Origin of the sequence: Streptomyces sp. NPDC004658 (assembly GCF_040609555.1) — a bacterium.
Lineage (GTDB): Bacteria > Actinomycetota > Actinomycetes > Streptomycetales > Streptomycetaceae > Streptomyces.
The window spans coordinates 1-11,182 of the sequence record NZ_JBEXKG010000206.1 but is presented as its reverse complement, the minus strand read 5'-3'; the positions used below and the strand labels follow the sequence as shown (position 1 = coordinate 11,182).

At 73.2% G+C, this 11,182-nt stretch carries 9 protein-coding genes and 1 pseudogene; 4 read left to right on the top strand and 6 right to left on the bottom strand.

Features of this window, described 5'->3' with window-relative positions; translation table 11 throughout:
- Positions 1 to 313: 313 nt before the first annotated feature.
- Complete coding sequence (locus ABZV94_RS36950) at positions 314 to 1,492, bottom strand: PP2C family protein-serine/threonine phosphatase (RefSeq protein WP_356348597.1); 1,179 nt, start codon at positions 1,490 to 1,492, stop codon at positions 314 to 316.
- A 191-nt stretch (positions 1,493 to 1,683) separates the two neighbouring features.
- Complete coding sequence (arr, locus tag ABZV94_RS36945; protein ID WP_356348594.1) at positions 1,684 to 2,112, bottom strand: NAD(+)--rifampin ADP-ribosyltransferase; 429 nt, start codon at positions 2,110 to 2,112, stop codon at positions 1,684 to 1,686.
- Positions 2,113 to 2,238: 126 nt separating this feature from the next.
- On the opposite strand from arr, the gene ABZV94_RS36940 reads away from it, so the two are divergent.
- The 4 genes from ABZV94_RS36940 to ABZV94_RS36925 all read left to right on the top strand — a co-directional run bounded on the left by ABZV94_RS36940 (position 2,239) and on the right by ABZV94_RS36925 (position 6,531).
- Positions 2,239 to 2,970 (top strand): DNA alkylation repair protein, encoded by a 732-nt coding sequence (locus ABZV94_RS36940; protein ID WP_356348591.1) that lies wholly within the window; start codon positions 2,239 to 2,241, stop codon positions 2,968 to 2,970.
- A 311-nt stretch (positions 2,971 to 3,281) separates the two neighbouring features.
- Positions 3,282 to 4,163 (top strand): TIGR03619 family F420-dependent LLM class oxidoreductase, encoded by an 882-nt coding sequence (locus tag ABZV94_RS36935; RefSeq protein ID WP_356348588.1) that lies wholly within the window; start codon positions 3,282 to 3,284, stop codon positions 4,161 to 4,163.
- Positions 4,164 to 4,212: 49 nt separating this feature from the next.
- On the top strand, positions 4,213 to 4,845 hold the full coding sequence (locus ABZV94_RS36930) for an AAA family ATPase (RefSeq protein ID WP_356348586.1): 633 nt from the start codon (positions 4,213 to 4,215) through the stop codon (positions 4,843 to 4,845).
- Between the two features lie 501 nt (positions 4,846 to 5,346).
- Positions 5,347 to 6,531 carry a type III polyketide synthase gene (locus ABZV94_RS36925; RefSeq protein WP_356348585.1) on the top strand — a complete coding sequence of 395 codons (1,185 nt, stop codon included), beginning with the start codon at positions 5,347 to 5,349 and terminating at the stop codon, positions 6,529 to 6,531.
- A gap of 97 nt (positions 6,532 to 6,628) precedes the next feature.
- Here the strand turns inward: ABZV94_RS36925 and ABZV94_RS36920 are convergent, their stop codons facing one another.
- From ABZV94_RS36920 to ABZV94_RS36905, 4 genes and pseudogenes are all read right to left on the bottom strand, one after another.
- Positions 6,629 to 8,791, bottom strand: coding sequence for a SpoIIE family protein phosphatase (locus ABZV94_RS36920; protein ID WP_356348583.1), 2,163 nt, complete (start codon positions 8,789 to 8,791; stop codon positions 6,629 to 6,631).
- A gap of 184 nt (positions 8,792 to 8,975) precedes the next feature.
- A complete protein-coding gene (locus tag ABZV94_RS36915; RefSeq protein ID WP_356348581.1) occupies positions 8,976 to 9,431 on the bottom strand; it encodes a hypothetical protein in 456 nt (151 codons plus the stop codon).
- Between the two features lie 89 nt (positions 9,432 to 9,520).
- On the bottom strand, positions 9,521 to 10,525 hold the full coding sequence (locus tag ABZV94_RS36910; RefSeq protein WP_356348578.1) for a MerR family transcriptional regulator: 1,005 nt from the start codon (positions 10,523 to 10,525) through the stop codon (positions 9,521 to 9,523).
- Between the two features lie 3 nt (positions 10,526 to 10,528).
- Positions 10,529 to 11,089, bottom strand: a pseudogene (locus tag ABZV94_RS36905) (HEAT repeat domain-containing protein); the annotation flags it as partial.
- Positions 11,090 to 11,182 lie beyond the last annotated feature (93 nt).

The window sequence follows — 11,182 nt, the reverse complement described above, 5'->3', positions numbered from 1 at the left end:
CCGCGACCAGCCGGGCGGTCTGGTTGGCGTCGCACGGGTACAGCACCGTCGAGCCGTACACGGAGCGGAACATCGCCAGGTCCTCCAGACCCATCCCGCGTCCACGCCGGCTCCGGCGGGATCGCCTCGCGGCGACGGAGAAGCGGCGCACGGTGTCGGGCGCGTGCCCAGGTCCTCGGCGGCCGGATCAGCCACCCCGCATCCGCGTCAGCTCCGGCGGCATCGCGTCGCCGCGACGAAGAAGGCGACGCCCACGGGCGGACGGCACCACGCCCCCGGCCACCGTCACGTCCGCCGCGCTCACGCTCCGGGCTCAGCGCGGGGGCCGGTCCGGCGCGTGGTGGAACCTGGTGGCTGCCAGGCCCGGCCCGTGGCGCCGGCCCTGGGCGGTGATCGGCGCGCGGCACAGCGCGATGAGCGCGGCGTCGTCGCCCAGGCGTCCCCCGGCATGGTGGAGGAGATCGCGGCGGATGTGGTGCAGAAGCCTCTCGGGGCTGTTCCCGGCCCACCGGACGGCCCGCTGTGCGAGGGGGTAGAAGGCACCGTCGGCATCGCGGGCCTCGATGACGCCGTCGGTGTAGAGCAGAAGGGTGTCGCCCGGTTCGAAGGAGAACACGTCGACGGTGTAGTCGTCGGGTGCCGGCACCTGGATCCCGAGCGGGGGCGCCGGGTGCACGGGGACCGTGACGGCGCTGCCGTGGCTGAGGAGCAGGGGCGGGGGGTGCCCGCAGCTCAGCAGCCGGGTGACGTGGCCGTCCTCGGGGATCTCCAGCAGCATCACGGTGGCGAACCGCTCGCCCTCGTCCTCCGCAGACTCCAGGGTGGGCATGTTGCGGGCCACGCTCTGCTCCATGGCGGAGGCCAGGGCGGGCAGCGTGGTGTGGTGGTGGGCTGCTTCGCGGAAGGCTCCGATGAGCAGGGCGGCCTCGCCGATGGCGGACAGCCCCTTCCCGCGGACGTCGCCGATCATGACCCGTACGCCGCTGTCGGTGGGGCTCGCCGCGTACAGGTCACCGCCGATCTGGGCCTCGTCCTCGGCGGCCAGATACAGACAGGCGATCCTCATGGGGCCGATCTGTTCCGGCAACGGCCACAGCAGGACGTGCTGCGCGGCCTCGGCGACCATGCGGACCTGGGCCAGCTGGCGCCGGCGGCGCTCGCGCAGCGCGCAGTACAGGACGGTCAGCACCGACAGGACAGCCAGGGCGAGGATCTGCACCAGGACGTTCCGGGTGAACAACACGCCAAAGTGCCAGCCGATGTACGCCTGCGCGGCCACCGCCAGGAACCCGATCAGTCCCGTCAGCCAGGGGCCGGCGAACGAGGCCGTGATCGCCGGGGCGATGACCAGCAAGGGACCGAGATGGATGTCGGCCGGGACGAGTTGGTCCACCACCGTGATCACGGTGATGAGCAGGACCGGGATCAGCAGCAGGGCATGGCTCGGCTGCCAGGACCGCCGTACACCGGCGGGGGCTCGCGGGACGTCCACCTCTCCACAGTGCACCCGCCATGGCCCGATGACGACCGTGCACCGGGCGCCCGCGGGCGGGCGTGCCGCGACGACGGGACCGGGGCCGGCGCGCCCGGGCCCGCCGGTGAGCGCGTGGCCCGGTGACCTGTGCCCACCGGGCATCGACCGGCTGCGGAGTGCGGAGGCTTGCGCGGTGTCGACGGCCCTCGTCAGTCCAGGATCGTGGCGACGCCGCGGCGGCGGAGGTCGGCCAGCCCGTCCAGCATGGCCTGGATCTGCTCGGGGGAATGCCCGACCCAGCCCTTCAGCTCCGAGACGATGCGCACAGGCTCGCGTGTGCGGTAGGAGCGGGTGGGGTTGCCCGGGAACTTCTTGTCGGTGACGTTGGGGTCGTCCTCCAGATCCCCGGTCGGCTCCACCACGTAGATGCGACCCGGCCCGTCGCCGGCTGCGAGCTCGGCGCCCCAGACGGCGGCGTCCAGGGTCTCGGTGAGGTAGACGTGGCGGGATATGCGCCCTTCCTCGAAGTTGGACGCGCGGCCGGGGGTCAGCAGATCCCCCGGAGCGAGGTCCGCCTTCGTGCCGTGCAGATAGGTTCCCGCCTCGTACACCTGGAAGGGGACGGGGGCACTGGTCATGACTGGCTGCTCCTTCGGCGTGGACTCGAGGCAACAGGGAATTACAGCACGCACACGTTGTGGCCGTCCGGCGCGTGGGGCGGTCCCGGCCGCACGTGGGGGCGTGCTGCGCTAGCCTCCGCCGTCATGACGTCCCTTTCGCTGAAGGAATTACGGGCCGAGTTGCGGGCTCTGGCGGAGCCGGCCGTGCGGGCGCAGCAGGAGCGGGTGCTCGGCCGCACGCAGGACGACGAACTGCTCGGCGTGCGCGTGCCGGTACTGCGCCGGCTGGCGCGTTCCTGCCGCGGCCTGTCCCTCGACGACGTGGACGCGCTGCTGCACAGCCGTGTCCACGAGGAGCGGTTCGCCGGGCTGCTGGTCCTGGCCGAGCGGGTGCGCACGGCGCGCGGCGCGGACCGCAAGGCGCTGGTCGACTTCTATCTGGCGCGTACGGACTGCGTGGACGACTGGGACCTGGTCGACGCTTCCGCGCACGTGGTGCTCGGGCCCTGGCTGCTGGAGGGGGATCTGCGGGTCCTGGACGAACTGGCCGCGTCCTCGCGGCTGTGGGACCGCCGGATCGCGGTGCTCGCCACGCTGGCGCTGATCCGCGAGGGACGCTTCGAGCCGACCTTCGACCTGGTGCTGACGTTGCGTCAGGATCCGGAGCCTCTGATCCACAAGGCGCTCGGCTGGATGCTGCGGGAGATCGGCCGCCGGGACGAACCGCTCATGGTGGCCTTCCTCAGCCGGCATGTCGACAAGCTGCCGCGCGTCACCGTGCGTTATGCGACGGAGCGGCTGGCGCCGGCCGAGCGGGCACGGTTCGTGAAGGGGCGACAGGGCCGCCAACCGGCCCCGGCGCGGCCCGGATCGTGACCCCGCCGGCCCTGGGGTGGTCGGCGCCCGGAACCCCGTATCGGGTCGGCGCCGTGCCAGTCGGCCTGCGCGGTGCCTGGCCTGTGCCCGGCGGCTCGTGGCTTCCGGTCCATGCCGACGCCCCGTCTGCTGCCAGACCGAGGCGGTACCGCGTCTGCGCGACCGGGACCGAGGGCAGCGGGCCGGACCGGTGGGACGGGGCGGGGCGTTCGAGGACGGGATGAAACAGGGGCGGCCGGGGAGTTGGACGTGTCGGCAGGGCGGTCGGCGACCGCCGTGCCGCCACCGGTCCGCTGTCGAAAGGCGATCCCGTGCCGCTGCGCCTAGGCGTCTCCCTGCAACCGCGCTGGCCGCTCGACGACGGAGCCGGCGCGCTCCGGGCGGCACGCCGCGCCGAAGAGCTGGGCTTCGATCACGTCGCGGTCGGCAACCGCCTCCTGGACAGCGGTTTCGGCCTCGACTCGGACCCGCTCGTGCTGCTCTCGGCCGTGGCGGGGGCGACGACGCGCCTACGGCTGCTGACGTCCGTGCTGGTCGCGCCGTTCTACCCGGCGCTGGTGCTCGCCAACCAGGCGGCCACCCTGGACGTCGTCTCCGGCGGCCGTCTGATCCTGGGCGTCGGCACCGGCTGGAACCCTGCCGAGTTCGCCGCCGTCGGCGTACCCGCTCGTGAACGCGGTGCGCGCACCGACGACCACCTCGCCGCCGCCAAGGCCCTGTGGACGCGGCGACCGGCGGACTTCGACGGTCCGTTCACGACGCTGCACCAAGCCCACTTGGGAGTGCCTCCGGTCACCGCCGGCGGTCCCCCGGTCTGGGTCGGCGGCCACAGCGACGCCGCCCTGCGCCGTGTGCTGCGGTTCGGCGACGGCTGGTACGGCACCGGGGCCGACGCTGCGGAGGTCACCGGCGTCCGGCGCCGCCTGCGCGACCTCGCCGGCGCCGAGCACGCCGACCGCCTGACCCTCGCCTCGGCCGCGTTCCTCACTCCGCCCGGCATCCCGGCGGCTGTTCCGGCACCGGGACGGCCGCTCGGCGGCGCCGCACCCACCCCGGCGAGCGTCGCCGACGACCTCGGGCGCCTCGCCGAGGCGGGGCTGACCGCCTGCACGTTGTGGCTGCCCGTGGCGGCCGAGCACGTCGAGGAGGCCATGGAGTGGGTCGCGGCCGAGGTGGCACCACGTCTCCCATGACGCGCTGACGCGACCGCTGTCGGCCGCCCGGCCCCGTAGGGTCGGGTGCATGCTCCTGTGGATCAATGGTCCGTTCGGCGGCGGCAAGACACAGACCGCCCATGAACTCCGACGTCGGCTCGCCGGCAGTGTGGTCTGCGATCCCGAACACGTCGGCTTCGGTCTGCACCGGATGACGCCCCCGCCCCTGCGCGGGGACTTCCAGGACCTCCCTGCCTGGCGGCAGGGGGTGTTCGAGGTACTGGACCACGTTCTGAGCAGGCACGACGCAACGGTGATCGTGCCCATGACGGTGGTGGAGCCCGCGTACTTCCGCGAGACCGTCGGCCGGTTGCGCGAGCGCGGCCACGATGTGCGGCATTTCGCACTGCTGGCCGGGCGGGAGACGGTGCTGCGTCGGCTGCGCGAACGCGGTTTCGGACACGTCGTCCGGTTCATCGCCGGCAAGGACGCTCCCTTGCGCCGGGAGAGCTTCGCCGTGTCCAAGCTCGACCTCTGCCTGGAGCGCCTGCGCGCTGAGGAGTTCGGGGAGCACGTCTGGACCGACCACCTCACGGTGTCCGAGGTCGCCGAGCACATCGCCGCCGCGGCCGGCCTGCCGCTCTCCCCGAACACGGACGGAGCGCTGCGAGGACGCGCGCGGCGGGCCTGGACGGGGATCAAGCACATGCGGTTCGACTGAGCGCCTGCCGTCCGAGACGGCCTCGGACGCTCCCGGGGCCGGGCGGCGGCGACGCGCCCCCCTCACCCCGGCGGCCCGCGGGAGGGCGATGATCCTCGGCGGCCGAGACCGGTGCGCGTGCCGTGCCGGCCGGCCGGCCCGTTGACGGCCGGTCGCGGCACCCCTCTTCCCGAGCGCGGAACGTTCCCTGGGACCGAGTGACCCGCGCCTCACGGTACGTCAGGTGAGAACCGGACGGAAAAGCCCGCCGGTGGCCCCCGATTGAGCGGTGTGTGCGGTGTCACGCATACCCAATGCCGCCTAAGTTGTCTGCATCACAGCGGAAATGTCCCTTTGGCGTCCATGCTCGAAACGGATGCCAGCCCCTGAAGTGGGGCTTATCGGTACACCCTTGGGCGTCACGTCACCAAGTGACCCAAGACACAAGCCTCATTACGTATCCCTTTTCTCGCCATATATCCAATCTGTTCCATTTCTCCCGTTCCGCTGGGAAGGTGCACCATGGCCGCTTACCTCTGTCCTCCTGCCGTGATACACGGCGAGCACCCCGTGAAGACCAGCCAGATCGTGTCGGAGGTGCGCGACCGGCACCCGCACGCCGCGTGGGCGCCGCGGATCGACGGCATCGCGGCCAGTACGGGCATCGAGACCCGCGGCTGGATGCTGCCGCTGGAGACCGCCGTCGCGCCCGGCCAGGGCGGTGGCCTGCGGTCCGTCGGTGTCGACCGGGCCCAAGAGGCGCTGGCACGCGACGGGTTCACCCAGGAGGACGTGGACCGCGTGATAGCCGCACTCGAGGCGATACCCACGCCGCAGACCATCCAGGAGCGCACCGCTCCGGCCTGGGAGGCCGTGCAGTCGTACGGGGAGCGTGCCGCGCGCGGGGCCCTGCAGATCGCCGGGCTGGACGCCGCGGACGTCGACTGCCTGATCACCAGCAACTCCACCACCCCGGCGCTGCCGGGTCTGGACATAGCCCTGGCCAACAAGCTGTCGCTGCGCGACGACGTGATGCTGCTGCCGGCCACGCAGTGGGCCTGCATCGCGGGAACCCGCTCCCTGGCGCTGGCCGCCGAGCTCGTGGCCGCCGACCCCGACCGAGTGGTCCTGGTCGTCATCTCGGAGGCGCTGAGCACCACCTACCAGCCGGCGGACGACACCCTCGAATCACTGATCGTCCGGCTGCTGTTCGCCGACACCGCGGTCGCCGCGGTGGTCACGGGCCGCCCGAGGCGCGAGTCGGTGCTGCGCCTGGACGCCACCTGGCATCACACCCTGCCCGGCACCCAGGACCTGCACCGGCTGGAGACCCGGGCGGACGGCACCCACTTCGTGATGGACCGGCGCGGCCCGCGGGCCGTGCAGGAGACGGTCACCGCGATGTGGGAGTGGCTGCGCGTGCGCTACCAGGACCACCCCGACGCCTGGCACCCCGACGTACTGCTCGCGCACCCCGGCGGCACCCGGGTGCTGGAGTACATGGAGCAGACGATGCCCGACGCGTGGCCGTCGGGGCTGCTGGACTACAGCCGGGACAGCTACACCACCGGCAACCGCGGAGGCGCCGCCGTGTTCGACATCCTGCGGCGGGCGTACGACGCCGGGCAGAAGCCGGGCAGTCGCGCCGTTCTGTACGCGGCGGCACCGGGCCTCACCGCCACCGCCCTGGAAGGGGAGTGGCTGTAGTACGGGGCCGTACGTACCGTCGGCGAGGGCCGGCGCCCGCCGCCCGGGCCCTCGCCGCGCTCCCGTACGCCGCCCGCCTCCTTGAGGCGCGGGCGCGTCACCTCGCGACTTTCGCCCAGACCACCTTGCCCGTGTCCGTCCACCGCACTCCCCACCGGCTCGTGAGCCGGTGCGCGATGTGCAGGCCGCGACCGCCGTCGTCGAGCAGGCCGCCCCGCCGCAGACGCGGCCTGCCGCTGCCGGTGTCGCCCACCTCGCACAGCAGGCCGTGACCGGACCTGATCAGCCGTACCGTGATCGGCCCGGTGGCGAAGCGCACGGCGTTCGTGACCAGCTCGCTGACCAGCAGCACCACGGTGTCCCGGGTGTCGTCCCTGGTGCGCCACTGCCGCAGCAGCACGGAGACCTGCGCGCGGGCACGGGCGGGGGCGTCGTCGCGGGCGGGCAGCCGCCAGGTCGCGGTGTCCCCCTTGCGGTAGCCGATCATCCGGGCGAGCAGCAGGGTCACGTCGTCACGCTGGCGCGCGGGGGCCAGCGCGGAGACGACGTGCCGTGCGGCCTGCTGGAGGGTGTCCCAGGGGTGCACCGTGGAGACGGCGTCCGCCAGCCTTCCGATGCCGTCGTCGATCGACACGGCCGGATCCTCCACCAGTCCGTCGGTGTACAGGGCGAGCAGGGAGCCCGGGGGTGCGGCGAACGTGTGCACGTCGAACGGTTCCCGCAGGGCGAACTCGGCGCCCAGCCCCGGGTGGGGTCGCACCTCCAGCGGGCTCGCGCGCCCGTCCGGGGAGACCAGGACCGGGGGGAGGTGGCCGGCGCTGGACAGTGTCACGCGGTGGCTGACCGGGTCGTACAGGGCGATGCAGCAGGTCGAGCCGAGGGCGCTGTAGCCGGCCGTCAGCCCGGAATCGGCGTCGTCCAGCAGCGAGACGGTCTCGTCGAGGTGCTCCAGTACCTCGTCCGGCGCGAGCCCGGCGGACAGCAGCGCACGGGCCTCCATGCTGAGCTGGCCCATGGTCGCCGCGGCGCCCAGGCCGTGCCCGACGACATCACCGACCACGAGTGCGGTACGGCCGTCCGGCAGCGGGAAACTGTTCACCCAGTCCCCTCCGACGCCCGCGCTGTCGGGGGTCGCGGGCTGGTAGACGCTGGCGATCTCGATGGTGTCGCCGCCGGTCCGGGGCAGGAGCCTGCGCTGGAGGGCCAGTACCTGTGTGTGCTCGCGCTGGTGCTGACGAGCCAGGTCGACGTGGTGGGCGGTCCTGGCCACCAGTTCCTGGAGGTCGAGCAGCTCGCTGTCGCGGAAGGGGGAGTCCGCCCGCCGCCAGACCTCCGCCACACCCAGGACGACGGGCGGCGAGCCGTCCAGGACCAGCGGGATGCACGCCACACCCGCCGACCGGTCACCGGGCACGAGGGCGCGCACGACGCGCGGGCTGCCGAGCACCCGCTCGACCGCCTCCCGGTCGGGTATGACGATGGTCTGCGGGGCGTCGTCCCGCAGTACCGCCTGGGCCAGCAGGCGACTCGCGTCGCTGGGAAGGTCCTCGCCCGGGGTCACGTAGCCCTCGGGCCACGCCCGGTCCGGCACCAGGGCCGCCCGCCGCAGCCGGATGCGCCCCTTCGACTGGCCGGTGACCCCCTCGCCCGTCCACACGGCGAAGTCGAGGTCGACGGCGGCCACGTCTCCCCAGGCCAGCAGGGACTCGGCGAGTGACTGCGCGGTTTCGCCGATGTCCAGCGAGGTGCCGATCGCGGTCTCGGCGGCGTAGAGGTGCAGCCTCCTGGCCATCGCGATCAGGGAGACGGTCAGGCCCTCCTCGGGCGCCGCGGCGGGCAGGATGCTCATCGAGACCACCAGGTCCGACCCGTCGCCGCGCCGCAGGCGCTGGATCCGGGCCACGTGCGCCTCACCGGTCTCCAGGACCTGCCGCAACCGCCGTGTGACCGTCGGCACGTCCCCGGGGGGCAGGAGATCGACGAACGGCCTCCCGGCGACGGCGTCCAGACCCGCGAACACCGGGGCGTCCAGATTACAGCGGGTGATGATCAGGTCCCTGTCCAGGTTGACGGCGCCGAGGATCTGCTCCGGACGGCCGGCGGCCGCGTCCCCGGGTTCGCGGCGGCGCCTGGTGCGGTCGCCCTGCGCGTCGGCGGCACCGGCGTCCGCTGCCGCTCCGCCGCGCGGGATGTAGCGCCCCAGCGCCCTGCTCACCAGGTCGAACGCCGAAGAGGACGACGGGGAGGGTGTGGAGTCCATGCAGCTCTCTCAGCAATCCCCGGCGCAACGCCGGGGCCGTACTCGGACCCGTGCGACTGGGGTCCCGAGATCCCTGACCGCACACCTCATTGAATAACAGCAGGGGTCGCTTCGCCCACACCAGCGCATCGCTGCCGAACGCGGACAGTGACGCGGACAGCTCGCTCCCGCGACCGCCCGGGTCTCAGAGCGCGGTACCCGTCTCCTGTGCCAGCACCTGGAGCAGACGGTCCTGGAACGCCTCGTCGTGGACCGCGCGGTGCGGTTCCCGCCGTTGGCGGTGGTACCAGTACCCGCCGGTGGTCAGCGCCTCGGGGTCGTCGCTCGAGGCGAGCCACTCCTGCGTCCGATGGCCGAGTTCGAGGTCGTCCGGTGCGTTCGGTCCGCCCATCCTGGTCGGTACCCAGCCCGGGTCCACGGCGTTGCCGAGCACGCCAGGACGCAGGCGGGCCACCGCGGCGGCGAGCGTCGTGACGAACAGCTTGCTGCCGGCGTACGACCCCGCGCTCCGCCCCCGCCAGTCGACCCCGTCGAGCACGGGCCGCCCGCCGAAGTGCGAGCCGCTGCTGAGGTACACCAGGCGCCGCGGACCGGGGAGCAGTGCCGTCAGCAGGGCAGCCACCCGGGAGGCGGACGCCACGGTGCCGTCCGGTGGGCAGGACTGACCACACCCGCACGCGCCGAGTCCGGTCCGGCACCGGTCGAGTGGCCCCCTCGCCTCCGGCGCCGTCACCGTGCGCCGCGCAGCCGAAGAAGGTACGCCGCAGTCAGCGCGACGGCGCGGTCCCCGTCGTGCGACAGCTCCACCAGGGCGCCTGACGCCCTCGTCCCCGGGATGCCGGCCAGCGCCTGGGTCAGCCGACCGCGTGCGGGCGCTGCCGTCGTGTCGTGGGTGAGCCGGTCGACGAGCTTGGCCGCGATCCGGTCCGCGGTGGTGGTGTCGCCGGCCAGCACGCTCAGCGCGTCGGCCGCGTCGGTGTCGTTCCTTCCCTCCACGATCATGTCGACGAGCACGGGGACGGCATCGGCCACACCCCGCGTGCCGAGCGCCAGAGCCGCGTGCCCACGCACCACGGCGTCGGGGTGCGCGAGGGCGTCCCGCAGCCGCGCGGCAGCCCCGTCACCGGGCATCTCGGCGAGGCACTGAACGGCTCGTTCCCGCACCGCGGCCACCGGCGAGCCGAGCCCTTCCGCCAGCAGCGCCAGGCCGCCGTCGCCCGATCGCGCCAGCGCCCAGCGCAGGGCCCCGGCGACGTTCGGGTCCGTCTCGCCGAGCACCGCCTCGACCAGGGCCTCCACGGGCACCGCGGCCTCGTCGCCCGAGGAGAGGGCCGCGCGCTGGCGCGTGCCGGCGCTGTTCGACCCCAACGCCTGGAGGAGCGCGACGACTTGGAGGACGTCCTCCCAGCCGGCGGGGTCCGCGGCGTGGATCCGGCGGAGCCGCGTGAGCAACTCGGTCTCGGCCGCGATGCGCTCGCGCGTCTGACGGATCAGGTCGTCGACGAGTGCCGAGGGCGTGAAGCCGGGATCGTCGAGCGCGCGGCCGATCTCACGCAGCGACAGTCCGAGCGACCGCAGGCTCTCGACATGGAAGATCCTTCGCAGGTCGGCGCCGGAGTACTCCCGGTATCCGGAGCCGGTACGACCCGAAGGGCGCACCAGACCGAGCGACTCGTAATGCCGGAGCATGCGGGCACTGACCCCGGACCGCCGCGCCACCTCACCGATCAACACGCCTCATCGTTCCTCCCGGCCGGGGCCGCCGAGGGCCACGACGCGCTTCGCCTCTTCGATCGCGCACTCGAACCCGGCGTCCGGGTCGCGCAGCAGCCGTTGCGTGGCGAGCGCGTGTGCTCGTACGCGCGGGTCGGGGGCCATCGTCGCAGAACGGAGCGCCGGCACGATCACTTCACCCAGCGCGACCAGTGCCCGGCTGAGACTCAGCCGCGTCTCCCGCTCACCGCGCCCGAGCTGGGTCGCCAACACCGCGGCCAGGGACGGCTCCTCGCCTTCCGGGACGAGCACGACCGCGGCCCGCCAGGCGCTTCGCGCCACCTCGTCGTCGGCGTCGCACAGGAGCGCCCGGGTGATCGCCTGCCACCCCCGCCGGTCCCCGATCTTGGACAGGGTGTGCAGCGCCTGGCTCCGTGCCTGCGCGCGCTCCGAGCGGAGTTCGCGGAGCAGCTCGGGAAGCGTGACGGACACCGGATGGCGGGTGAGCGCCCAGGTCAGCATGTCGCGGACGAAGAACTCGGGCTCGATCGCGCATCGTTCGACGAGCTGGGGGACGCAGCGCGGGATGCTCTTATGGATGTCAAGCAGCGGTTGTGAGGTGAGTCGGGGCCGCTGCGGTGGCGTTCGTGGTGGTCAGGACGTGGTAGATCTCGCGGG